Raw genomic sequence first — 26551 nt, forward strand, 5'->3', positions numbered from 1 at the left:
GATCGCATTATTTTGAGTTGCTATTTTGATTTGCGCTTTGACTTTGGAGGCGTGCGATGTTCGCCAAAGTATTTCTCGCTGCGATAGCGTAGCCAGACTCTCAGAACTTGCGGAATTTTCTCTTTCTGCTCTTTCGTCAACGTGTTGTAAAGTGCCAAGGCACGTTCTCGCTCTCCTCGACAAGCAGCATTATTATGAGCATCCCAATAGCTACGAGCGACCCGAATTCGGCGACAGACTTCTTTGATCAATGCCTCGCCAGTTAAAGGCTCTTCTTGCTTTGCCATCTTTTTTGATCAGAATTTACTCTAATCATTCTAGTAGGAATGAAGTCGAATCCCCCCACTCCCCACTCCCCACCTATGCAATATTTACTTTAAACTGCCCAGGAGTATTAATCTTGATAATGCCTCCAAATGCACAGTTACAGATTGCCGTGTTCGGGAGAGCAGGGATTTTGCCGATTTTTACTTTAATCGCACTAGGTGACCAAGGGCTGACAATTGCAGGGATACAAGGCATGGGTGTCAGGACTCCAAAAGCAGCAGCAGTTGCAGCAGCCACGGCTGGATTTGCGATCGAACTACACATGGCAAACGGCAAAATATTCGCCATTGGAATATTATCGAAAATTGTTGCGGCGAGCATTCCATTCACGAGCACAGGAGCACCTTTGGGAATCACAATTAAAGTACTTGGCGCGGCTCCAAATGAACATTGTAAGGAAGCTCCCATACACACTTGTAATGGCATTCGCGATCGCTCTCTAATTCAGATTAATGACTGGGGCAGAAACCGTAACGGTTGCATCTCCTTTTACAGTTGTCGAGATACCTTTGACATTAACCATTCCAGTTGCCTGAACGGTAATACCAGCCGCCGCAATTTCAATTTTATTTCCTCCCATTTTAATGCTGATTCCTGAGTTAGAAATTTTGATTTCACTTCCCCCGACCTTGAGTGAAATGTTTTGCATTGCACTAATGTTTAAATCGCCAGTCGAACTCATCGTAATTTTTTTCGTTTGATCTTCAAATTTTAGAGAGTTCGAGCCAGGAGTTTTAATTTCAATCTGCTTGTTTTGCTCATCTAAACAAACTTCGTTCCCACTGTTTGTTTTCAGCGTGACTTGCTTATCTTTGTCATCGAAGTGTAAGAGATGTCCAGTACTGCTTTTGATTTGAACTCCCTTGTTACTACTTCCCTTGTCTTCTTCAACAAACTGTAATTCATGACCGACTCTTGTCTTAAAGGTTCTGAGTCGAACTTTTCCATCTGCAACTGAATCATCTACTGATGTCGGAGGAGCATCTGTCCCATTCCAAACTCCACCAATAACAAATGGACGGTGAATATCTCCATGCTCAAATCCGACTAGCACTTCATCATTGACTTCAGGTAAGCAATCGAAACCGCGATTTGTTCCGGCTCCAAGACTGATGACTCGCGCCCAGTTACTTTCATGTGCTTCTGTCAGAGTCGGAAACTTAACTCGAACTCGTCCCCATTTTTTTGGATCTTTATTGTTTGTCACCTTTGCGATCATCAATGTTTGTCCTGGCTGGAGTGGAGTCGTTGCACTGAGCATTGATAGTAAGTCATTGCCTCGCAATCCACGAACACTAAATTCTGTTTGATAGACTCGCTCTTGAAAGACATGGCGGGTTTCTGTAATGTAATAATCGCCGCTATATTTGCCCATGTCTGCTAGTTTGGCGACTCTTCCGGGTCGTATTGCAGGATTGCCTTCTGCTTTCGCATCTGCATGAACGAGTTCGCCTCCCAATTCATCGACGAGAGCTTGTGCGATTTTCTCTGCTTCGGCAGTCGAATTGACAGGTTGATCCACAACAATGAGTTTAGGTTGTGTGTTGAAACTGGTGCTTGCAGCATTGCGATCGCCTGCTGCAATCGAAGTTAATGCAGTGGGTGAGTTTTTTGTGGCGACGATCGCTTCTTTTCTCTGATAGTCCCAACCGCGCACTTCAACGGAGCTAACTTGGTCAGCGCTACTGACGCGAACTCGAAAACTGTTGAGATCTAAGAGCCATTTTAGAGTTAAAGTACTGTCTGACCTTGGTTTGCGACAGTTTAGTTTGCCATCTTGAACGTATAGCTCAAAGCCATTTCGTGCAGCCCGTTCTCGTAGAAACTGCATGTGAGTTTGATTTTCCTGAAACACATAATCATGAGCAATGGTAGTGCTATCGATTGTGCCGAGTGTCAGTCCTGCACTTTGAGCGACTCTGCTGATAATGTCGCTATCTGTCATATTTTGAAAGGATTGACTATGGCGACCGCGATGAAGTCGATGCGAAATATCATAGCCGCGAATGATGATCGGAGCTTGGGCATCGCTACTAAACTGAGTTTCGATCGCAGTAATTTCACCATCGATCACATATCCTTGCTCTGCTTGATGGTATTCCTGTGCTGCTGTGCTGCTTTCGACGAATCCGATTTTGATCGATTTCCCGATCGCGAATTTCGATTCGTGTTGCCACATTGCATCTTGTGATCGCCCTGGCTGACTTGTGTTTTTGATCGTCAGTGTGAACATACTAGGTAAGTGCAGACTTTCTTCGACTACGACCTGCACAATGTCATCTAGCAATGCAGCAGGCGCATCTTGACCATCGATCTTCAGCAAAACTTGAGAGACATATGGAACAGCAGGCATGGCTTTTCAGAGTGTAAGAAAAGATACTGATATATCTTACGCGCAGTTTTGATTATCGCGATCGTTGTTGGCGAGTATCTCTGGTTCGCTGAGATGAGGAGTTGGAGGCGGACATCCCAGGTGTTGTAGTTGTAGCGTCGATTTCTTCTAGCGTTAAATCGACGACAGCGCGAACAGGAGTGCCATCTGCGAGAAACATTGTCAGTTTATATCGGAGGCTTTTGACGAAGCAGCGGAGGTATTCTTGGCTACCCCAGGTAAATAGATAAATGGGTGGACGAGCTGCTGAGGGTAAAAAGGCGACGGCGGCTCTAAATTTAGAAATGTGAGCATCGACGACATTGGCTCCTGTTTCGTAGGTATCGAAGATGATGTTGCCGATCGACAAACTGTAAGGTTCAGGGTAGGCAAAGCTGATTTTAGGGATTCCAGTTCCGGTGCGTGCGCCTTCAGATGAGTTGAGTTGTAGCGATCGACTAAAATCGAGTTGTGTCGGATTGAACATGAATTCGATCGTTTCACCGCCATTCTGGGCAATCAGTTGAGCTTTAATTGGGGAGTTCAGGGACATAGTTTATTGACCGTGATTAGAGACGACTAGAGTAGTTGGAGCCACGCCGCTCCCGTTCGATTTCTAAACGTTGGCGCAGTAAGAGATAAACTTCTTGAGCGAGATAATCGAGATAATCAATTACTTCTGTTTCGCTTTCTGAGGTCGAGAGTTCGATGTAATCTGTCTCTTTCCTTTGGATCGTGGGTTGTGGTTGTGAGATTTCCGCAGTGCGTTGAATTCGAGGTAGGGAGCGCTCTATTGGTTTAGGCTTCTCAGCGATGCTTTGTACTAGATCGTCTAAACTTGACCAAGAGGAATCTATTGTTTGGCTTGATTTTGAGGTGTGCTGTGGGTAAGCATCCTGTTTGGGCTGAAGATCAGGGGTTGGATTAAGCGATCGCAAGACGGATAATTCTTGGAGAACTGTCGGAATCACGGGTAATGATGAGTTTAGCGATCGTGAGATGAGTTCGGGCTGAGTATTTTCAGAGGATGTAACTAGTTCTGAAGGAATTGTAGAGGCGGAAGAATGATTAGAGTGATTCTGAGCAGGTGTAATTGAATCTTCAGAGGAGCGAGCAGCTTTTCTCTGAATGGAGTTAGAGGGAGATTCGACGGAAGATTCTGGTGTTACGAGTTGTTGGAAGGGTTCAGAAATTTGCTGAAAGTCTTGTTGAGCTATTCCGCTAGAAGCTTTTTCAGAAGGATCTAGGTTTTGAGATGAATTAGAGAAAATTTCTGAGTTTGGAGAACGGTTGAGATCCGTGTGCTCAGACGATGAGACAGGAGAGATTTGTCGATCGCTCAAGTTTTCTGAAACCTGACCATCAAATTCAGACAGCAACATGTCTGAATTCATGGATCTTTGAATACTTGAAGAACTTTCTGAATGAGCAAGATGATTCGACTCACTAGCCTGACCATCAAATTCAGACATGTCGCTGTTTGAATTCATGGATCTTTGAATCCTTGAAAAATTTTCTGAATGAGCAAGATGATTCGATTCACTGCCCGGATTTCTAGAAGACTTAAGATTGATCTCGGAAGGCTCAGAAATTGGCTCTGCATTTGCAAGCTGTGGTGAATGAGTGGCTGAAGAAGCTAAATCGATCGAACCGTCTGAGTTTTGCTGAATGATAGTTTGAGAGCTTCCAGAATATGTTTGAGCAGCATCACTATCCGAATCTATAGATCTTTGAATCCTTGAAGAATTTTCTGAATGAGCAGGTTGATTTGACTCACTTCCTTGCTGAATAATAGTTTGAGAGCTTCCAGAATATGTTTGAGCAGCATCGCTATCCGAATCTATAGATCTTTGAATCCTTGAAGAACTTTCTGAATGAGCAGGTTGATTTGACTCAGTACCCAGATTGATAGAAGGTTCGAGCTTGCTTCCCGAAGAGCTAATTTCTGGCTCTGCATTTGCGAGCTGTGGCGAATGAGTGGCTGAAGAAGCTAAATCGATCGAACCGTCTGAGTTTTGCTGAATGACAGCTTGAGAGCTTCCAGAATATGTTTGAGCAGCATCGCTATCCGAATCTATAGATCTTTGAATACTTGAAGAATTTTCTGAACGAGCAGGTTGATTTGACTCAGTATCTAGACTGCTAGAAGATTCAAACTTGCGCCCAGAAGAACTAATTTCTGGCTCTAGATTTTCAAGTTGGGGTGAATGAGTGGCTGAAGGAGCTAAATCGATAGCACTATCTGAGTTTTGCTGAATGACAGTTTGAGAGCTTCCAGAATGTGTTTGAATAGACGGCGCTTTGCTACCGTTACTCTCTCTCTCTGGAAGAGAAGTTGGTGTGGACAGTGTGAAGTCTGTTGAAGCTGATTGAAGATTAGATTCTGGCTGACTGTTTGTCGCTGCATTAGACTTTGTTTGGTTCCTTCCAAATTCTACCTCGGTAGCGGTTGACTGTGAGAAATGAGACGATTCAAACATGCTCTCAGGTTTGCTTTTAGTCGCCGGATCTGAGGAGCTATCTAGCTTAGGTTGAATGGTTTTGCTAGTAGAGTGTGATGCATTGAGTTGATTGTCGATCGCTGAATTTGGAGAATTGACCACCTGAGAATCATGGTCTACTCTTGAAATCGTTTGCCGCGCAATTGTCGGTTTAGAAGATGGTTGAAGTAGATTAGAAGATGCTTCGTTCGATGTTGTACTGTTAATCAGGTTCTCGGGTTCAGATGTGATCTCAGAATCAAATGAGCGAGAAATAGATTCTGAATTTTCGATTTCTGAGGAACGAGCAGTGAGCGAAATGGAATCATACTGTTGAGACTCTTGCTCTGACTGGACGTTTTGAGCCGAATCTAGCTGTCGTTGAATCTTAGGGAATTCAGACGGCGATCGAGAAATTGAAGTTTCTTGAGAAGTTTCTTGATTTTGAGAAAATTCAGAACGCAACTGGGCATTGACACTGTGAGAACCAGATCCAATCTCTGGTGTACTCTGTCTTTGAATGTTGAGTGATTCAGATGGCGCTTGTGTGTTAAAAGGAATTTCAATGTGGTGAGAGGGCTGTTGTTGAGATCCTGAGCTATTGATATCAGCCTCATTAGAAGGATTCTGAAAATTGTGTCCTAGCTGCGAGTTTTCTAATGGTTCAGTCTGTCTCTGAATGGCAGATGGTTCAGAAAGCGATTTTAGTTCTATTGTTGATTGAGAATTATCTGTTGAGTCAAGTCTCTGCTGGAGAGAATTTCCGATAAAATCTGCTTCTGCTGTCGATTGAGAATTTGAGGTGTTAGAAGGGCTGTGACTAACGTTAGGTTGATCGGATTCTTCGCTGCGTTGTATGTTGCTTGTATCTCCTAAATTCTCGACTCTAGAGGGCTTTGTCTCTTGAAACTCCTCAGGGATAGGGGGCAGTTCAGAGCCAGTCTGCTTGCGTTGAGCGATTAGATCATTGGTAGATTGCTGAGATATTGGCTCTGATGCAGGCAAGGATGGTTGAGAAATGAAAGTGTTTTGACCTTGATCGAATTCTGAGCGCGATCGAGAATCTGAACTATCTGGGCGAAGCTCATGTTCAATCGACTGTGAATCTTCCGAATTAATTGCTCTCTGAAGCGTTGAAGATTCAGAAGAGAATTGTGGGGCGTTAATCGATCTTTCACTTGGATTTTGAGATAAGCTGCTGTGAAAATTAGGTTCTATAGTCTCCGGTAAGCTAGCTTGTCTCTGAATAGTGGGTATGTCGGGAGATAATTGTGGAGAGTGAGCAACTGCGTCATGATTAGCTGGCGATCGCGAATCTGAACTACCAGGATGAATCTCGTCATTCATCGGCTGAGCGTTTAAATTGTCTGATGAATCAGCTTGTCTTTGAATGATGGGAGATTGAGAAGACAAATTTTCAGATTCCTTGCTCAGAGTAGGCTCTGAAGTACTAGCATCAAACTCGCTAGTCGTGGGCTGATTGTTGTGCTCTGATTGTGCGATGTTTGACGGATCAGCCTGTCTTTGAATTGCGAGTATTTCAGTGGAGGGCTGTAGAGAGTATTCTGCTTCGTTTTGAATCGGCTTCGACGGAGCAGACTTGCTATCAGAGCGCATCGATTGAGAAGAACTTAAATCTTCTAGATGTTCAGGCTGTCTTTGAATGCCTGAGGATGATTGAGCTTGAATGTTTTGATTGTCATCTTTAGGAGCCAGCGGCTCATCAATGTGAGGTTTGCGAGCAATAGATTGAACATTGGATGCTAACTCGGATATTTGAACCGATTTCGTCTGATTTTGGATTGTTTCTAGTTCAGAAGATGAATATTGAGCCTGAAGAGGTTCATTACCTTGGTCAAATTGCGATCGCAGATCAAAGGACTCAGTGCGAAGAACGCTCGCGGCTGGCTGAGACGCTTGTGGGGGTTGAAAATTGGCTGACAGATCAGTTTGTCTTTGAATTGAGGATGCTTCAGAAGATGCTTGAATCTCAGCTTCTTCAGTGAATGAGAACTCGGAGTTTTTCAAGAATTCTGAATTCTGCGAATTTTCATATTGAATTCCAGCAACTTGTCTCTGAATTTCTGAATCATCAGCGCTTATCTGTTGGATATTCAGATTGTTCTCACCACGATCCAGTTTCGTTGAGTCTAAACTCTCGGAAAGATGGGTATCATGTGTGAGTTGAGTAGGCTGTTCTGATAGCGAACGCTGTACAGTTGTTTGATCAGTAAATTGGGCGAACTGTTGATGATTATCGGTTAATCGCAGCGGCTCAGCCGTAACTCCCGGCTCTGGAATGCTAGTTGCTGGGGAATCGGACAGATGATTGCTAGAATCTAGCTGCTTCTGAATAAGACTAGGTTCCTGAGATTGCGATGCTGATTCAATATTTGGCTCCTGAGATTGTGATGCTGATTCAATTGGATTAACAATACTCTCATTGCCTTGAATTTTGCTATTTGAGGAATCGGACAGATGATTGCTAGAATCTAGTTGTTTCTGAACAAAATTAAAGTCTTGAGGCTGAGATGCTGATTCAATTGCTTGAGTAATCCTCTCATCGATCTGAGAATTGCTCTGAATCGTGTTGTTTGGGGCACCGGACAAGTGATCACTAGAATCTAGCTGTTTCTGAATAAGACTAGGTTCTTGAGATTGCGATGCTGATTCGATTGGTTGAGTAATCCTCTCATTGCTTTGAATTGTGTTGTTTGGGGCACCGGACAGGTGATCACTAGAATCTAGCTGTTTCTGAATAAGACTAGGTTCTTGAGATTGCGATGCTGATTCAATTGACTGAGTAATCCTCTCATCGATCTGAGGAGTGCTTTGAATCGTGCTATTTGAGGAATTGGATAGATAATCACTAGAATCTAGCTGTTTCTGAATAAGATTGAAGCCTTGATGCTGAGGTGTTGAGTCATTTGAGCGTGAAGAACTATCATTGAACGGTCTATTGTTCTGAAATTTGCTGTCTAGAGGACTAGAGGTACGATCGCTAACTTCTGCTTTTCTTTGAATAAAATTAGCTTCTTGAGATTCTGGCATCTCACCTGCTTGTACAGAGGTTGCATCTAGCTGCGTATTGCCTTGAACTGCGCTACTTGAGAAGTTAGATTCGGGAGCACCAAACTCCGCTGCATTCTGAGATAGTGATGTTAGCTCACTATATTTTGCAGCACTGGCATCTATTTCTGTGCTTCTTTGAATTGTATTATTCAGAGAATCAGATTCATGACGGCTAGCTTCTGCTGTTCTCTGAATAAAATTAGCTTCTTGAGGTTTTGGTGTCTCGTTTGCTTGTACAGGGGTTGTATCGGGCTGCGTATTGCCTTGAGTCGCGCTACTTGAGAAGCCAGACTCGGGAGCACCAAACTCCGCTGAATTCTGAGATAGTATTGCTGAATCATTAAATGAATCATTTAATTGTGTCGTCTCTTTGCCTATATCCGTACTTCTCTGAATTGTACTGCTTGAAGAATCAGATCTACGATCGCCAAACTCCGCTGCGTTCTGAGATAGTGATGTTAGCTCACTAAATTTTGCAGCACTTGCGTCTATTTCTGCATTTTTTTGAATTGTATTATTCAGAGAATCAGATTCATGACGGCTAACTTCTACTTTCCTTTGAATAAAGCTAGCTTCTTGAGATTCCGGTGTCTCGTTTGCTTGTACAGGGGGTGTATCTAGCTGCGTATTGTCCTGAGTCGCGCTACTTGAGAAGCCAGACTCGGAAGCACCAAATTCCGCTGCATTCTGAGATCGTGATGTTAGCTCGCTAAATTTTGTGGCGCTTGAATCATTTTTTGTAACATTTACGTCTATCTCTGCACTTCTTTGAATCTTACGACCTAGGGAATCAGATTCATGACGACTAGCTTCTGACTTCCTCTGAACAAAACTAGCTTCTTGAGATTCTGGCATCTCGTTTGCTTGTACAGTAGTTGTCTCTAGCTGTGGATTGTTTTGAGTTGTGCTGGTTGAGGAATCCGATCCCCGATCGCTGAAATCGACTACATTCTGAGGTGGAATTGCTGGCTCACCCAAATTTGTAGTCCCTGCGTCTATCTCCACACTTCTTTGGATTGTGCTACTTGGAGAATCAGATCCATGTTTTCCAAACCCTACTACATTCTGAGATGGTATGGCTGGCTCACTTAATCCCGCAAGATTCTCATCTTGCTTCATATCTCTTTGAAGTGTACTTTCTGAAGAATTAGGCGGGCGATTGTCAACATCTAAGTTTCTTTGGAGAATAGATTCACCCTGAATAGATGTTGGAAAAGAATTCAAATCTTCCTCGCCCTTACTGCTCTCTCCTGTCGGAAAATTTGACTCCTCAAACTCCATTCTGGGAGCAGTCGAATGTGATGAACCATACGTTTTAGGTTGCAGTACTTCGCTCGGCTGCCTAGTACTCTTCTGTGTAGATGACTGTGCAAAAAAAGGAGACTTCTGAACCCACGGATCTGAGAAAGGTTCTTCCTCTTCAGGCGTTGACTTAGGCGAAAAAATGCCAGGATCGAGAATATTCAGTCGTCGCGTTCCCAATGGCACAATAAACTGTTGCCCTAACGGAGCAGTCAGATGCGGTGGATGACGCACCTCAGAAGAACTCGATGAATCGTTAGGCAAGTCAGTCATAATTTAGTTACTTGCAAAATATCCAGATTGATCGCGAGAATTCAGAATCGTTGCTCCACCGCCACCCTGATTTGCAACAATCTTCAAACCTTCATAGACGAGCGTCAACTCTTCGATCGCAACACTATTTGCATCCGCACTCAAAGCAGGTGCCTTCCATCCCGTCGGTACAGCCCCAATCAGTGTCCAACACTGCATCGTCTCACCCGCTTGATTAAACACCAAAATATTGATATTCCGCCGATGCTGCTGGATCGCCGTTCCTTGATTGCGTTGCTCTAGTACCGCATTGATCCAATTCCAAAACACCAGATCATTGGTAATCCCGCGTTTTAGAGTCACTTCACTAAATTTCGGTTGACCCAGTAGAATTCTCTGCTGATCATTCACTCCGCCCTCAGAGATCGATTCATGTTGAATTTGGACACCTAACCCCTGACATTCGGTAAATGCCGCAGTTAAACTACTTTCAATCTCCACATAGAAGCGATTCGCTGTAACAAAATCTAGCCCAAACTCAGTCGTCCCATTTCTACTCATCTGTTGTACCTTCCATCTCGAATCGCTTGCAATTTGAGATCAGCTTGAAGCTTTTCGTAGACACGATCGCTAAATTCTTTCATCGCGAGCGGATCACGCAACAGCTTTTTCGCAACCTGAGATAAGATGACTGGATCAATAGATTGAGAATTCATCGTGTGTCGAATGTTGTTTAAGCTTACCAATCTCAAACACCCAGCGGCGGCGCTCTGAGTGATCTAAATTGAGAATATCTTCTAAAGACCAATGAAAAGCGGATGCAACACAAGCTACCTCTTCATAGAGCGCACCTGAAGGGTAGCTTACGGCTCCCCCGCAAGTTCTAGCTCCACTTGAAAAGCAGTGCTACAAGTGGGGCATTGTGCAGGAATATGAGCATTGCCCTGTTGATTAATTCGATTAAAAAATTCTCGTAAATAAGCTAAATCGCGAGAAAACAAGTTCTCTAAATTCTCTGGAGTCAGTGTAGATAAGCTTCCCAACTGCTTGATTACTCGCGATAGCATAATCAGTAATCCATAAGCAGTACTCTCTTGAGTGCGTCGATCGCGCTGTACTGCAATCTCATCTTTTGCCGTCGCCAAACGCATGATGCCCTGACGATGCACAGCACCATCAGTCCCGACCAAGCCACGCGGCAAAGTAAACTCAAACTCGATCGCATCCATAGACTATGCAGAAATCGGAATAGACTCATCCATAGTAGATTCAAGTTCATTAATTGAACGATAAAATTTCTGCAAATAGTCCAGATCGCAAGCAAACAATCCTTCAATCACCGCGGGCGTTACCTCATCTAAGGCACCGAGCTTGATCATCACGCGCGATAGAATAATCACGCTTGCATAAGCTGGATTAGCGCGCACTCGTGGATCTCTTAACGGGACAATTTCATCGATCGCTCTTGATAACCGCATGATTCCTTTGCGATGCACATTGCCATCTGCATCCAAAAAACCCTTCGGTAACTCAAACTCAAATTCAACTTGCATCACCATTTGCCACCTTGACTCGTTTCAATTCTTCAACTGCGACTTCAATTTCTTCGACTTCCATTTCATCGCCCCGCGCATTCACATCTAAGATGCGATAGCCCATAGGAAAAGCTCCCTGAAATTCCAATCGAAACTGCTCCTCAGCCGCTTGATTGAAAATAATCAGAGAGCCATTCCGTCGTTGGGTTGCCCAATTTCCATCTTGAACTGCTGCAATCCAGTTCCAAAACGTCATAGAGCAGGTTAGCCCGCGACGAAGTACCAAATTCGAGTAACTGACATTTCCCGGTATCTTTGTTCCGACAATTCGCCCAACTGCTTTCCCTTGTGCGCCCCATTTTTGAGGCGTAACATGGTTTGTCTCAATCACCTGCTGCGAAGATTTAAAGCCGCTACATTCCAAGAAGTACCCATCTACAGAATCTTTGCTGCCATCCAAACGCAACTCTAGATAAAACCTGCAAGTTGTTAAAATCTCAGGAAAACCAGCCATAGTTAGGGATCTTTAATGGAGAACTTTAGGCGCTCGTATTGTAGTTCAAGTGTCCAAGTTTCAAGCTCGCTGCTGCCTGCATCACGAGCCGGAACATCAAAACTACTGGGTAATACGCCTTGGAATTCATACAGGATGCCAACTTTTGCTTCTGTCCCAGAGTAGTAGACATTCACGGACATATCTTTACGCTGATCCCGTGCTTTGGAAGATTCCCCCAAGTTCGACTTCGAGGCGCAATCACTGTACCATTTCCAAAGCTTTTCGTCGTCACCTTGCTGATGTTTGCCAGGAACGAGAATGAGCTTTACAGATCCATATTTCGGTTGGCTCGGCGTACTCAAAACGAGTGCTTTACCTTTAGGTCCAGACCCGATCGAGTTGTCTGCACCAGATGGAGAAATATCCACCTGCATTCCGCTGACTTCTTTGACAATCAAGTTTTTGATGTCTGTAAGTTCGACAGAAAAACTGTCACTAGAGAGGAGTTCAATTGTATCTGCCATAAATGATTATCCAAATCAACTCAAGGAACACTTGCTTTCATAACTTAAGCCGGATCAAACTGGTCAACTTGCAGCGTGTAGGTTTCTTCGAGCAATCCACCCCCGATCGACAATTGCCCGATCGTATATTTACAAACCCAGACTCCGCTAAGTTTCCAAGAATCGATCACTTCACCCGCAGCATTAAAGGTTTTGATCGTTCCCGTGGTTCTTGCTGCGTCCGGAAACCCATCGCCATTCTCTGACTTGGGCATACATTCTTTCAGCCATTTCCGCATCAGCGAGCTAGTACTTTTTGCGTTTCCACTTGCAATGGTTTTCACCGTAATTTGTACGGCAGCTTCCCGCTTTTTCGTAAACGTCTGCCGAACTGCCCCTTTATCTCCAGACATCAAAGCGTCCCCGCCTTGAATATCTGTTTTGTAAGCCGGAACATCAACGCTCTTGAACTTGAGCGCATCAAATTTATCCAGCTTGAGTTCAAAATTCTCAACGGTCACGATCGCCATTTTGTATCACCTCTACAACTTCGACCAAATTAATCTCTCTGGGTTACTTATGCTTGAGGTGATCTCCCCTACCTCTCTGTAGTTTAGGAGAATCAGGGGGATCAACCTTTACGCAATGCGCTACAAATTTGGCATTACTGACCCGGTGCCCACTGGCTGATGCGGAAGATGACAAACTCAGCCGGACGAACAGGACACACGCCCACTTCAACATACAAACGACCGAGCATCATGGTTTCATGAGTGTTCAATTCACCATCGCACTTGACGTAGAATGCTTCGCTAGGCGATCCACCGACCAAAGCTCCTTCGCGCCACAGACGCTCAAGGAAGTTACTCACGGTGCGGTTCACACGTGCCCAAAGATCAGAATCATTCGGCTCAAACACAACCCATTGAGTCCCAATCTCGATCGACTTTTCGATATAGCTCAGTAAACGGCGAACACTGATATAACGCCATTGCACATTATCCGGTTCAACCAAAGTCCGAGCGCCCCAAATCTTAAAGCCGCGATTGTAGTTGGCAAAGTTGCGAATACAGTTAATCCCTACCGGGTTTAGCATTTCTTGCTCGCGCATGTTCGTTTCGTAAGCCAAGCCCAGCACACCGCGCGGAGTGTCATTTGCCGGAGCCTTGAAGATGCCGCGAGATTCGTCTGTACGACACCAGACACCCATCATATGACCTGAAGGGGGAATCAAGATCGGACGACCGCCATTCCGAGGATTCGCAACTTTGATCCAGGGATAGTACAAGGCACCAAACATCGATCGACGATTGAACTCTTTGAGCCAGTTGAATACATCTTGAGGCTTCTGCTGTTCTGGTGCAACGGCTTTGTTGTCATTTTTTCCAGGCTTAACCGGAGGTGCATCGAGCACTGCCATCCGATAGGCTGGTCCTGGGAAAGAATTTTCACACAAGCTCAGCATCATTTCCATCACGCCATGCACTTGATCGATGTCCATGATGCCTTCTTGATACACACGCATCAAGTCAGGGCAGGCAATCATTGCGACTTCATCGACTTCAAAAATGCCTTGCATTCCGGTTTTGTCGCTGCGCTCACCTTGCAAGTCGCGTGCTAAATGTTCAAGTTTTGCGACATAGGGAGGGGGTGCAACTTCGTAAGAGCCATTTGCAGGACGGCGAGATAAAGGCTGTCCACTTTGAGCAATATCTGCGATCGCGACATATTGCGAATCTGCAAGTGCAGTCACAACATAGTCTGCAACTGCTGTTTCTGCTTTAGAGTTCATCGTCAGGTGATCATATTCTTCAAGAATTTGATCGCCATTGCGCACAATGAGCTTAAAGTATTCGCCTGTGTTTAAAGGAGGATCTACATTAGCAGGAGCGTTACTCGGTAGCGGTTTGGGTGCACTTTCTAAAATTGTGACAGCTAAACGACCTTCACTAGAAGGCAGGGCAGGTGCAGTGCTAGCGCTCGCTGCTTTGAGATTAAAACGAAGTGTGGGTTTGCCGCTCGAAGTCAGCAATTTACATCCTGTTTCTTCAGCCGAGGGTGCAGCCGAACCCGGAAGTTTTGTTCCAATACTGACGACCCAGCAGCGACCTCCTCCATTCAAGAACCAACCTTGAACTGCAAAAGGCAGATAAGCATCAAAATCTGTGAATCCGTCTGAACCTGGTTTGCCGAAGCATTCTAAATACTGTGCCCAATTGGTAATGAGCATCGGCTTGAAAAGTTCTGCATCACCTCGAACATCTTCAGTGAAGCCAACAAAGCCTGCTACACTCAAGCTCACGCCATCAATGGGACGACTGCCACGATCGACTTCCTCGACGTAGACCCCAGGAGCAAAATAATCTAATGGCACAGGGAATCCTCCACAAACGATTTTTGAAAAGTTAAATCCGTCTTCGATCGACTTCTCAAAGTTGGAATCAAAGTTGAGAAAGCCAGTGTCATTACTGAGCTAAATCTGATGGCGTGAACTAGAAATTTAGCTAATTCCCAATTGTGCTGTTCTAATTCGCAACTAATTCTACTCTGCTCACCAGATACTAGAGAGTAAATCCACGAATCATATTCACTCAAGTTTCATAATTGATACATCGCAGAATTACGGATCTCTTTACTTAATCCTCATTTTCTAGGTTCGGAAAACCCTATCTGTCTTAGATCCAGTAATTTCACAGAGGCTCACTCTTTTAGAATTGCGTGTACCTTGTTGGGCAGAGGATGAATGTATGAGTAATTATTTAGCGATCGCAACTGTTACTGCCATTCTGCAACGGATTCTTCAGTCTGCGGTGCAACTAGATGTCAGTGGTGCGCGAGTGACAACGTTACAGCCTAGTAGTTTAGGAGGGGGACTCACTCAAACTGGGGTGAACTTGTATCTTTATCAAGTCAGTCGTAATCCAGCTTTAAATAATTCTGAAGGCTCGCTCATGCGAAAAGGAACGGTTTCAAAGCGACAAACTGCTTTGGATCTGAACTATTTAATTAGCGTTTATGGCAATGAAGCAGAGCTAGAGCCACAGCGATTACTTGGAAGTGTGATTCGTGTCTTTAGCGATCGTCCAAATGTCATTCCAGAAATGATTCAGGAGACTCTAGCAGATTCTTCGTTTGCATTTTTAGCTCAGTCGAACTTAGCTGATCAGTTCATGCAACTGCGGATTATGCCCAATGATCTCAGTTTGGATGATCTATCAAAAGTTTGGACAACGTTTTTTCAAACACCCTATGCTCTATCAATGAGCTATCGAGTGACGACGGTCATGATTGATGGCGAGGAAACGAATCAACAGGCGTTACCGATCCGCGATCGCAGTTTTGGCGGGATTGTTCCTTTTCCCAGTCAGCCTGTGATTAATCAGGCTGTTTCGGAGACAGGATGGTTTGATCCACTTGTTGCGGAAAGTACTTTAGTGGTGAGAGGTAAACATCTTCAGAGCCAATCGGTTGCGATCCGAATTGGAGATGCAGAGGCTGCTCCGATAGACATGAATGAAACTCAAATTAAATTGCCGCTGCTCAATTTAATTCACGACTTAAGACCTGGAGTCCAGCATTTACAGGTTCTGCACCGCATTGCTTCTGGTACTGGAACGACTAGCACGGTTGGATCGAATACGGTTCCGATCGTGATTCGTCCCGTGATTAAAAGCTGTCGTTGGATCAGTTCTAATCAGTGGGATGACTTAAAATCGGGTGAGATTGAGGTTGAATCTAATTTAGCAATCGCGCCTCGTCAAAGAGTTGTCCTTGTTCTCAACGAATGGACAGTCGAAAATCCTGCGGCTTATCTATTTGAAGCGACTTCACGAACTGAAACAACCCCATTACTCCGAATTCCCATTCGTTCTGTCAAACCCGGTACTTATCTAGTTCGATTACAGGTAGATGGGGCAGAAAGTCCCTTATCGATCGAAACTGACTCGCAGAGTCCAACTACAAATTGGTACAACAGTCCTAAAATCACAATTGGGTAAAAACGATGGATGAAGAAATGATGCAGCGTGAAGTTGAAGCAATGAGTATCAATCGCCTCAATGAGTTAGGCAATCGCGCGATTCAAGCAGGTCTAATTGCTGGGCACGGCTATTATCAGGGGCAGTACGAACTCTTGCATCAGGGTAATTCCGTTCTTTTATCGCCTGAAGAAGCAGAAAACTATCTGGAAAACCTCCTACACAAGGCAGCTTAAAATTAGTAATCGAGAGATGATTATGGAGAAGCAAAGTGCTCGACACCTCGGCAAATCGGCTCATCAAGTGAATTCCCGTCTGCAACCGAGAGCTTTTGCTCCACAGTCTACCTCGGTGAGCCAACCTGCTCCAAATTTACGATCGCATTCCTTAGCTTCGCTATCCATTCAGCCCAAATTAACGATCGGTGAATCAGATGACAAGTACGAGCGAGAAGCCGATCGCGTTGCTACTCAGGTTGTAGACCAGATCAATACTCCAGTCGTACAACCTCAGCTACCTGGACAGCGCCGAGAAGAAGAAGAGGAACTCCAGGCAAAACTTGAGATTACAGCAATTCAGCGTCAGGAAGAAGAAGAACTTCAGACATCGCGTGAAACAGGAGAGCCACAAGAAGCATCGGCAGCATTCGCATCTGCGATTGACAGTGCCAGAGGCAGTGGACAATCTCTCGATGCAGGACTGCAACAATCGATGGGTCAGGCAATGGGTGCAGATTTCAGTCGAGTGAGAATTCACGCCGATGCACAAGCCGATCAGATGAATCGATCAATTCAAGCAAAAGCCTTCACGACGGGGCAAGACGTTTTTTTTAGACAGGGAATGTACGAACCTGGAACTCGAAGTGGGCAAGAGTTGATTGCACATGAACTCACCCATGTGGTTCAGCAGAATAGTGGAACGAGGTCGAACATTCAAACCTTTAGAGAAAAGAATAGCTCAGACCAGGCAAATCAAGCCTTTGATCCACCAATTAAACAGATGAGCTTGGAGAACATCGAAAATGTCATCACAAGAATCGAGCATGAAGAGATAGAAATTGATGAAGAAGAAATAGATGCGTTTCTAGAGCGATTGGATGAATTAGAAGCGACGTACCTTGTGGAGTCAATGGCAGAAGTATTACCAAACTTGAAATGGGGACAAAGCACAATCACTAGCCTGCCATCAACTGAGCAGAATGCCAAGCAATATAACAAAAACATGGAGGACGCATTAAAGAAAACAGGTGTATTAAAAGATAGGGCAGTAGCGCGGGTGGAAAAGTCGAGTACTCCTCTAGCAAGATGGCTCTATACTGGCGGACCAGAGCCATCTGTTGTTAACTGCTGGGAATCAGTACTACTAGCAGCATTTCGGATCGGAATGATTGATAAGGAGTATATTAAATCAGCGCTCGTTCATAAAGGAGGTAGACCTCGATACGTAGATGTGATGATGAAAAACAAGACAAAGGCAGTGGCTCGCCCAGCTAACAAACAGTCGCGTGAACTCTATGCAGTCTTGGATGCAATTCCAGCGGGGATGGTAGTCGCATTTGGCGAGGTTCCTGGACATGTCGCACTATCTACAGGTAAAAGAGTACCGATTCAGAGTGAAGCAGTCAGAACAGAAATCGGAGCAGCAGAAGGGAACGAAATTCTAGAGTTAGATGGTGGCGCTGCGGGATTAGGTACGGTGGAGGAAGCGATGGCACGCAATCGGTCTGAGTATTCGGCGGTTGTTACGTGGGGTGCGCTCCCCCGAAATCTCTCCTGAATCTATGCTTCTATTTAATTGAAGCTGATCCCTGGGTATTCTAAATCCATGTTCAAGAGTTGGGATTGATCATGGACAAGCAATTTGCACGTAAGATTAGCAGTCAGACCGCTCCGATCAATTCTCAACTGAGAACTAAGCCCTTTGTTCAGCCCAAATTAACGATCGGCGAACCAAATGACAAGTACGAGCAAGAAGCCGATCGCGTTGCTGCTCAGGTTGTAGATCAGATCAATACTCCAGTCGTACAACCTCAACCGCTTGGACAACCTCAACCGTCTGCACAACCCCAAGAAGCAGAAGAAGAGGAACTCCAGACAAAACTTGAGATTACAGCAATTCAGCGTCAGGAAGAAGAAGAACTTCAGACATCGCGTGAAACAGGGGAGCCACAAGAAGCGTCGCAAGCATTAGTATCTGCGATTGACAGTGCTAGGGGCAGGGGACAATCTCTCGATGCAGGACTGCAACGATCGATGGGTCAAGCGATGGGTGCAGATTTCAGTCGAGTGAAAATTCACACCGATGCACAAGCCGATCAGATGAATCGCTCAATTCAGGCAAAAGCCTTTACGACGGGGCAGGACGTGTTTTTTCGGCAGGGAATGTATGAACCTGGGACTCGAAGTGGGCAAGAGTTGATTGCCCATGAACTCACCCATGTGGTGCAGCAGAATGCCTCTTCGATTCATCGTTCTGTGATTCAAAGAAAAGTGGGCTTTGAATTTGAGACATCATGGCGCGTTCGCGATATCAGCGAGGTGAATAACGAAGAAGGTCTGGAACAACATCAAGAAGAAAAAGATGCCTGGATCGCAAAAATCGATAAAATCTTGCTGACTCAGATGTTACCGAACCCAGTTCACGTCTTAAAAGTAGAGGGAGAGAAGAATAAGCCTCAAGAGGAACTTAAAGAATTATGGTTTAGCAAATATAATTTCCCAGAAAATCCGAATGACCCGAATGTGCTAAAAGAAGAGGGACTGAACAGAATTGCAAGGCTTCATGACCATCCTCAGTACCCGACATTCTTTAATGAACTTGTCCAGACTCTCAGAACGGGTAACAAAATCGCAGCTAAACCGCTGCTGGGCAAGAATATCGCCAAGGCGGCAAAGATAGTGACAGCTGCAAAATACGATCTAACAGCAGATAGTAGCCCTGCTGGAGGTTCTAACCTAGAATGGGTCACGGCTCCCCTGACGAGCGCGGCTGAAGTCAATGCAGTGATGACGAATCTGACTGCGATGGTTCATCAATTCAATGGACTCAAAAATCAAGAAGAAATCAAGCTGGACGAGCTTGGAGGAATACAAGGGGGAGGTGTAAAAGCAAAAGAAGGCTTAGTCATCTATCCTGAAGTGGGTAAGGAGATGATTTTTGAACCTCAGACAACCACAGGCATCAAGATCGACCAGCTTCCTAAATTACTTGAATATTTGAACGACCAAACCGAACATTGGTATGAATGGGAATCAACCTTCTTAAAAAGGAAGCAGGCTAAAAGTGATTTATTTGGGCAAGGCGGACTAGATAAGCTTGTTGCAGCTGATGCTAGTGCTAAAGTAGCGATCGCTCAATTTAAGCAGACGGTACTGCCACAGCATGCGCCGCAACTTGTTCGCACCAGTACTAAAGAGTTAGAAGGACTAGCGATCTTGCTAGCGAGTTATCTCAAAACAGCCGATACTCTACCCGCCAAATCCAATGCAAAATCGATTGCCGAGGGGTTAATGTCTCGTACGGACTTTGCCCACAACTTCAAATTACTACCCCCTGCTTATCAGCAATTCTTCAGTGAGAATCCTCAGCAATTTGTTAATCTCATGTTGGATGCTGCAGAGATGAAAGGGACGGGAGCCAATAAAGTATATACCAACACGGTTGAGCGCGGTGGCGTAGACAATCGCGTTGAGAAAGTTATTCCTTTGACACGCCAGCAGTGGCTAGAAAATATTCCGTCTGGTGTTGATTTGCTCAAGCACTACTCGAATCTATCAAATGAGGCAAAAGAGATTGAGGGAGTTAGCGAAGACGATTGGAATCCCATTCATAAGTCGCTAGGCGCATTAGGCAGCGTCGATGATCAAGTTGGAGCACCTGGCAAGCAAACGGATGCTCTGGTTGTTGAATTTCGTCGTATGTTTGGGGGAAATATGACCGAAGCCGACCTGCTTCCGACTGCAAAAGCAATCTATGCATTAGTTGATCAACTCAACAAGAACGAAAATCTAAAGTATGAAAAACAAGCACCAAATTAATGGCAACCTCTCTATCTCCTGAAAAAGATCTCGGACAATTTTAAAGTTGGCTTAAGTCCGTAGCTTCGTGAAGTTAGATAGACTGAGGTAAGTTGTCACGATGACATTGTAGATGGGGCAAGGATGCTATAAAGCGTGAGATGCTTTGGGAGTGATCGAAATCACTCCCAAAATAATGTATAAAAATCTATCTTGGGGGAGATGGCATTAGGGTAATATTAATTTGCAATAGCGCGTATCGTTTGCCACTTGGGCATGCTGAAGCATGAATATAGATTTCAGCCGTAGCCCGTATGACATCCGCAACGTCTCACCCTATTACTTTGCCAGGATATTGTTTAACCGAACAACTCTACTCTGGGAGCCGTACGATCGTCTATCGCGGACATCGGGAGAGTAATGGTCAGCCCGTCGTCGTAAAGTTTTTACGGAATCAATATGCCAGTCTTGCGGAGTTAGTGCAGTTTCGGAATCAGTATGTCTTGACAAGAGAGCTAAACTTGCCATCAGTGATACGAAGCTACAGTCTTGAACCTTTTTATAACGGATATGCTCTTGTCATGGAAGACTTTGGCGGAGTCTCGTTAAAGGAGTATATCGAATCTAAGCCGCTTGACTTATCCGAGTTCTTCTTGATCGCACTTCAACTTTGCGCCAGTTTAAAGGGATTAGCAAACCATTGCATTATTCACAAAGATATTAAGCCTGCCAATATTCTGATCCATCCAGAAACGCGGCAGATTAAACTGATTGATTTTTCGATTGCTTCTCGTCTATCTAAGGAAACCCAAGAGCTTCAAAATCCTAACATCTTAGAAGGAACCCTTGCCTATATTGCCCCTGAGCAAACTGGGCGGATGAATCGGGGAATTGATTATCGAAGTGATTTTTACTCTTTGGGAGTTACCTTCTACGAACTGCTCACCGGACAGATCCCTTTCTCCTCAGACGATCCAATGGAGTTAGTCCATTGTCATATTGCAAAACAGCCTGCTGATGTTGATCAGGTTGCACCAGCCGTTCCACCTATACTTTCTCAAATTGTCAGTCGATTGATGGCGAAGAATGCTGAGAATCGCTATCAGTCGATCACAGGACTTCAGCATGATCTACAAAAATGCCGGACACAATTTCAGGCAACGGGTACAATTGCTGCTTTTGAACTCGGTGAGCGAGATATCTGCGATCGCTTTGTGATTCCTGAAAGACTCTACGGAAGAGAAGCAGAAATCGATGCCTTGTTTTCTGCTTTCGATCGCGTCTCTCAAGGCAGCACAGAATTAATGCTCGTCGCGGGATTCTCAGGAATTGGTAAAACAGCAGTTGTCAATGAAGTACATAAACCTATTGTTCAGCAACGTGGGTATTTCATCAAAGGCAAATACGATCAGTTTCAGCGTAATCTTCCGTTTTCTGCTTTTGTGCAAGCGTTTCGCGATCTGATGAGACAGATCCTCGGAGAAAGCGACGCTCAAATCGCTGACTGGAAGCATAATATTCTGAGAGCCTTGGGAGACAATGCACAAGTTATTATTGATGTCATCCCAGAGTTAGAAAGTATTATTGGTCGGCAGCCATCAGCCCCAGAACTCTCTGGTAGTGCAGCTCAAACGCGATTTAACCTACTATTTCAAAAATTTATTCAAATCTTTGCCACCTATCAGCATCCATTAGTCATCTTTCTAGATGATTTGCAGTGGGCAGATTCTGCTTCTTTGGACTTGCTCAACTTACTAGTGGGTAAGTCTAAAACAGAGTATCTACTGGTCTTGGGTGCATATCGAGATAATGAGGTATTTCCAAGTCATCCACTTTTGCTGAGTATTGAAGAAATTCGCAAAGCGAATACTAGGATTCAAACGATTACATTACCTGCACTTCCTCAATCTGATATTCATCAACTCGTTGCACATACGCTCAATACCACAATTGAGCTAGCTCAAGCTTTGGCAGAATTAATCTATCAAAAAGCAAATGGCAATCCATTCTTTACCAGGCAATTTCTCAAAGCCCTACATGCAGATGGTTGGATTCAATTTAATCAGCAGGAACACATTTGGGAATGCGATATTACAACCGTGAAATCGCTCGTTCTCACAGATGACATCGTTGAGCTAATGATGGCTCAACTTCAAAAGCTGCCTGCTGAAACTCAAGAAGTATTGAGATTAGCAGCCTGTATTGGCAACCAGTTTGAGCTTGCAACTTTAGCAATTGTCTGTGAACAGTCGATTACAGACGTTGCTACAAAATTATGGTGTGCTTTACAGGAAGGGCTAATCTTGCCTCAAACTCAGACTTACAAATTCTTTCAGGGTGAAAGCTATGCTCCTCACTCAACCGAAGCAGAGCATAAATTCCTCACAGACGAGGTTTCCTGCACATATAAGTTTCTGCACGATCGCGTTCAACAAGCTGCCTATGCGCTGATTCCAACCGATCAAAGACAACTGACTCATCTCAAAATTGGTCAACTTCTTCTGCAAGTCATTCCCGAAGCTGAGCGAGAAGACAGAATCTTTGAAATCGTTAATTCATTAAACCAAGCGATCGCGCTAATTTCCACATCTACTGAGCAACTTGAATTAGCAGGGCTAAATTTAGTCGCTGCTAAAAAGGCGAAAATTGCTACAGCATATAGTGGTGCAATGAGCTATTTGACAACAGGGATTCAATTACTCCCTCAACAGTGTTGGCAACATCACTATAAACTGGCTCTGGCGCTGTATGAGCTAGCAGCAGAATGCGCCTATCTCAGTGGAGACTTTGAGCAGATGGAGTACTTTGTCGGTGAAGTTCTTCAACACACTCTACACTTGCTCGATCGCATTAAAGTCTATGAGGTGAAGATCCACGGCTTAAAAGCACAGAATCAATTTGAAGAGGCGCTAGATTTTGGGCTTTACGTTCTTCAGGAATTGGGCGTACAGATCCTCACTCATCCCAAACCCGAAGATATTCCCATTGAGCTTTCAGCAACTCAGGCAGCATTAGCCTCGATCTCAACGGCACAATTGTTAGAGCGACCAGTGATGAGCGATCCCTTAATGATGGGTGCATCGCGGATGCTTCTCATTCTCAGTCCTGCGGCTCATACCGTGCGTCCTGCATTGCTTCCCCTCATCGCATTCAAGCAAATTCAGTTAGCTCTCCAGTATGGTAATGCGCCTGCTCATACACATGCCTATGCAACCTATGGACTAATTTTGTGTAATCTCGGTGATATTGAAACAGGATATGAGTTTGGACAGCTTGCTTTAAAGCTCATTGATCGATTAAACGCTCAACAACATGCTGCGGCTACATTATTTGTGGCAGGTCACTTTACCTTGGCTTGGAAAGCGCATGTGCAAGAGGCACTAGAAGTGCTCAAAAAAGGTTATACGATCGGATTAGAAACCGGAGATGTAGAACATGCAGCATACTCAGCCTTGCGTTATTCTTATGTCTCTTATTTCTCAGGATCTTGTCCTTTGACGGATCTCAAGCTAGAGATGGCGAACTATAGCCAAGCGATGAGTCAGTTGAAGCAGTATAGTATTCTGGAGCTACATAAAATCCATCATCAGGTTGTTTTGAATCTGCTAGGTGAATCCAAAGATCCTACTCAACTGATTGGTGAAGTCTATGATCAAGAGATCGCCTATGAAACTTATGGAGAAACCAATAATTTCATGGGTTCGACCTATCTTTATCTGAATAAATTAATTTTGCATTATCTATTCGGTAAACCGCTACAAGCGGCAATCATGGCAAATAAAGTAGAGAAGTATCTAGATGGAGTCAGTAGTCCTCTCATTACTCCTGCATTTTATTTCTATGACTCTTTAGTCCAATTAGCTTTGTTTCCTAATGCGATCGCCGATCAACAATCAGCGATCTTAGAGCGCATCGTTGCAAATCAGAGCAAGATGCGTAAATGGGCAGATCACGCGCCTATGAATTTTCTGCATAAGTTTGAGCTAGTTGAGGCAGAGCGATACCGAGTATTAGGAGAGACGACAAAAGCAGCAGAGCAGTACGAGCTTGCGATCGCAAGAGCAGCAGAAAATGGCTATATCCAAGATGAAGCACTTGCGAATGAGCTTGCAGCGAGATTTTATCTAGCAAGTGATGACGAACAGCAAGCCACAGTCTATATGAGCAAGGCATACTACGGCTATAGTCGTTGGGAAGCGAAAGCGAAAGTCGTCCATCTAGCGCAACAATACCCTAAATTGCTTTCCTCTATTCTTCAAGCTTCCAAACGCACTAGATTTGTGCTAGACGAAACTTTGTCCACCGTGCAGACTCTGCACGCTAGCAGTAGCACTAATTCTACAGCTTTAGATCTGCATACGCTTCTCAAAGCATCTCAGACACTTTCTAGTGAGATTCAGTTAGATAAGCTGTTGACCAATCTAATTCATATTGTGATTGAAAATGCAGGTGCTGATAAAGCAGCACTCTTTCTGAAATATGAGGGATGTCTAAAACTAGGAATTAAATATTTTGATCATGCCGTGCAGTCACTAGAGCATAAGGTTATTGATCAATGTCAGCATTTGCCAATTCCTTTGATACATTATGTTGAACGCACTTTGAGTACAGTCATCACAGATTATAAGTCTCATCCTAGTACTGTAAGTGATATCTACTGTATAGAGAATCAGCCCCAGAGTTTGCTCTGTATTCCTCTTGTGAATCAGGGTGACTTGGTTGGTATTCTATATCTGGAAAATTCTACAACTGCCCAAGCTTTTCTGAGCGATCGAGTCGATCTGCTCAAACTGATCTGTTCTCAAGCTGCAATTTCATTAGAAAATGCTCAACTGTATCAACAGTCACAAGCCTATGCTCAGCAGCTAGAGCAATCACTGCAAAAATTGCAGCATTCCCAAGCCGAGTTGCAAGATACTCAAGACCGCTTTCAACGAGTCGTCAATAATGTGCCTGGAGTGATTTATCAATTTCGGCTTGCTTCCGATGGCTCAGCGAGTTTTCCTTACATGAGTGCGTACTCTAGCGTGATTTATGAGTTAGAGCCAGACGCAATTCAAGCAGATGCGTCGCTGATTGTTGAAAAAATTCATCCTGACGATCGTGAATCTTTTGAAAACTCTGTCTTTGCTTCTGCTCAAACTTTACAGCCGTGGGCTTGGACAGGGCGATTTGTTATTGCTGATAAAATTAAGTGGTTACAATGTGGTTCTTACCCCTATCAGCAACCAGATGGCTCAATTATTTGGGATGGAGTACTGACAGATGTGAGCGATAGCAAAAAAGCCGAGTTGCAGCTTCAGTTACAGGCTGATGCTTTAGAAAAAGCATTTCAAAATCTCCAGCAAACCCAATTACAACTGGTACAAAGCGAGAAAATGTCTGCTCTAGGAAATCTAGTTTCTGGCGTTGCTCACGAGATTAATAATCCAGTTGGGTTTCTCAAAGGCAATATTCAACCTGCCCTAGATTACGTCAGTGATTTATTTGGACTCATTGATCTTTATCAGAAAAGAATGTCTCCCCCTGATCCAGTCATTCAAGCAGAAATCGACGATATCGACTTAGAGTATATTCGCGAGGATCTTCCCAAGTTGATTAGCTCAATGAGAGAAGGCGTAGAACGAATTCGGAATATTAGTACCAGTTTGCGAACCTTCTCGCGCGCTGATCAAGATTATAAAGTTCCGTTTGATATTCATTCAGGGCTTGATAGCACGCTGCTGATTTTGAAACATCGATTAAAAGCAGATGATCTCCGCCCAGAGATCAAAATCATTCAAGAATATGGTCAGTTGCCTCCGATTGATTGCTATCCAGGTCAGTTGAATCAGGTGTTTATGAATCTGCTGGCGAACGCGATCGATGCCTTAGAAGATAGCAATAAGGGACGGAGCTATGAAGAAATTCAAGCGCATCCAAATCAAATTGGTATTTCCACAACTGTTGTTGAATCTCAATCAATTGAGATTCGCATTCGTGATAATGGCGTGGGAATGGATGAAACGACTCAGCAAAAAATCTTTGACCATCTATTCACAACGAAAGAAGTGGGAAGAGGAACAGGTTTAGGGCTGGAAATTGCCCGACAGATTATCGTGGAAAAACACGGTGGTTCGATCAAGGTTCGTTCAATGGTAGGACAAGGGACAGAATTCACGATCGTGCTTCCCATTCACGAGAAGTAGCCTCTATCAAATCTGTTGGGGTGAACTTATAG

Annotated in this window: 18 protein-coding genes and 1 pseudogene; 5 read left to right on the forward strand and 14 right to left on the reverse strand. The window is 44.3% G+C overall.

Annotated elements, in window-relative coordinates:
- Window positions 1–20: 20 nt before the first annotated feature.
- From J0L70_RS19480 to J0L70_RS19540, 14 genes and pseudogenes are all read right to left on the reverse strand, one after another.
- A complete protein-coding gene (locus J0L70_RS19480) occupies window positions 21–287 on the reverse strand; it encodes a Precorrin-3B methylase (RefSeq protein WP_190653755.1) in 267 nt (88 codons plus the stop codon).
- 73 nt (window positions 288–360) lie between these two features.
- Entirely contained in the window at window positions 361–753 is a 393-nt protein-coding gene (locus tag J0L70_RS19485; RefSeq protein ID WP_287455593.1) for a DUF4280 domain-containing protein, read from the reverse strand.
- Window positions 754–766: 13 nt separating this feature from the next.
- Window positions 767–2680, reverse strand: coding sequence for a VgrG-related protein (locus tag J0L70_RS19490; RefSeq protein WP_287455594.1), 1914 nt, complete (start codon window positions 2678–2680; stop codon window positions 767–769).
- Window positions 2681–2732: 52 nt separating this feature from the next.
- Window positions 2733–3251 carry a CIS tube protein gene (locus tag J0L70_RS19495; protein WP_190653752.1) on the reverse strand — a complete coding sequence of 173 codons (519 nt, stop codon included), beginning with the start codon at window positions 3249–3251 and terminating at the stop codon, window positions 2733–2735.
- 16 nt (window positions 3252–3267) lie between these two features.
- Window positions 3268–9825 (reverse strand): hypothetical protein, encoded by a 6558-nt coding sequence (locus tag J0L70_RS19500; protein WP_287455595.1) that lies wholly within the window; start codon window positions 9823–9825, stop codon window positions 3268–3270.
- Window positions 9826–9828: 3 nt separating this feature from the next.
- Window positions 9829–10365: a phage tail protein gene (locus tag J0L70_RS19505; protein ID WP_190653748.1), complete on the reverse strand. Its 537-nt coding sequence runs from the start codon at window positions 10363–10365 to the stop codon at window positions 9829–9831.
- Window positions 10362–10520, reverse strand: a complete 159-nt coding sequence (locus J0L70_RS19510) for a hypothetical protein (RefSeq protein WP_268182911.1) — start codon at window positions 10518–10520, stop codon at window positions 10362–10364. Before J0L70_RS19510 ends, J0L70_RS19505 begins: the two co-directional genes overlap by 4 nt.
- Window positions 10501–10644: pseudogene (locus tag J0L70_RS32015) on the reverse strand (DUF6760 family protein); the annotation flags it as partial. The pseudogene J0L70_RS32015 and the gene J0L70_RS19510, both read right to left, overlap by 20 nt.
- Before the next feature lie 23 nt (window positions 10645–10667).
- Window positions 10668–11033 (reverse strand): phage tail assembly protein, encoded by a 366-nt coding sequence (locus J0L70_RS19515; RefSeq protein ID WP_268182913.1) that lies wholly within the window; start codon window positions 11031–11033, stop codon window positions 10668–10670.
- 3 nt (window positions 11034–11036) lie between these two features.
- Entirely contained in the window at window positions 11037–11357 is a 321-nt protein-coding gene (locus J0L70_RS19520) for a hypothetical protein (protein ID WP_287455596.1), read from the reverse strand.
- Window positions 11347–11853, reverse strand: a complete 507-nt coding sequence (locus J0L70_RS19525; protein WP_287455597.1) for a phage tail protein — start codon at window positions 11851–11853, stop codon at window positions 11347–11349. Before J0L70_RS19525 ends, J0L70_RS19520 begins: the two co-directional genes overlap by 11 nt.
- A 2-nt stretch (window positions 11854–11855) precedes the next feature.
- Window positions 11856–12359: a phage tail protein gene (locus J0L70_RS19530; RefSeq protein ID WP_190653743.1), complete on the reverse strand. Its 504-nt coding sequence runs from the start codon at window positions 12357–12359 to the stop codon at window positions 11856–11858.
- Between the two features lie 44 nt (window positions 12360–12403).
- Window positions 12404–12868, reverse strand: a complete 465-nt coding sequence (locus tag J0L70_RS19535) for a phage tail protein (RefSeq protein ID WP_190653742.1) — start codon at window positions 12866–12868, stop codon at window positions 12404–12406.
- Window positions 12869–13002: 134 nt separating this feature from the next.
- Entirely contained in the window at window positions 13003–14712 is a 1710-nt protein-coding gene (locus tag J0L70_RS19540) for a phage tail sheath family protein (protein ID WP_268182918.1), read from the reverse strand.
- 373 nt (window positions 14713–15085) lie between these two features.
- Between J0L70_RS19540 and J0L70_RS19545 the strand changes: the two genes are divergently transcribed.
- The 5 genes from J0L70_RS19545 to J0L70_RS19565 all read left to right on the forward strand — a co-directional run bounded on the left by J0L70_RS19545 (window position 15086) and on the right by J0L70_RS19565 (window position 26519).
- Window positions 15086–16336, forward strand: coding sequence for a Pvc16 family protein (locus J0L70_RS19545; RefSeq protein WP_287455598.1), 1251 nt, complete (start codon window positions 15086–15088; stop codon window positions 16334–16336).
- A 5-nt stretch (window positions 16337–16341) separates the two neighbouring features.
- Window positions 16342–16551 (forward strand): hypothetical protein, encoded by a 210-nt coding sequence (locus tag J0L70_RS19550; RefSeq protein WP_190653739.1) that lies wholly within the window; start codon window positions 16342–16344, stop codon window positions 16549–16551.
- Between the two features lie 22 nt (window positions 16552–16573).
- A complete protein-coding gene (locus J0L70_RS19555; protein WP_287455599.1) occupies window positions 16574–18091 on the forward strand; it encodes an eCIS core domain-containing protein in 1518 nt (505 codons plus the stop codon).
- A gap of 71 nt (window positions 18092–18162) precedes the next feature.
- Window positions 18163–20352: an eCIS core domain-containing protein gene (locus J0L70_RS19560; protein WP_287455600.1), complete on the forward strand. Its 2190-nt coding sequence runs from the start codon at window positions 18163–18165 to the stop codon at window positions 20350–20352.
- Window positions 20353–20645: 293 nt separating this feature from the next.
- Window positions 20646–26519, forward strand: coding sequence for a trifunctional serine/threonine-protein kinase/ATP-binding protein/sensor histidine kinase (locus tag J0L70_RS19565; RefSeq protein WP_287455601.1), 5874 nt, complete (start codon window positions 20646–20648; stop codon window positions 26517–26519).
- The last annotated feature ends 32 nt before the right edge of the window (window positions 26520–26551 follow it).

The organism is Leptolyngbya sp. UWPOB_LEPTO1 (genome assembly GCF_017302695.1).
Lineage (GTDB): Bacteria > Cyanobacteriota > Cyanobacteriia > Leptolyngbyales > Leptolyngbyaceae > Leptolyngbya > Leptolyngbya boryana.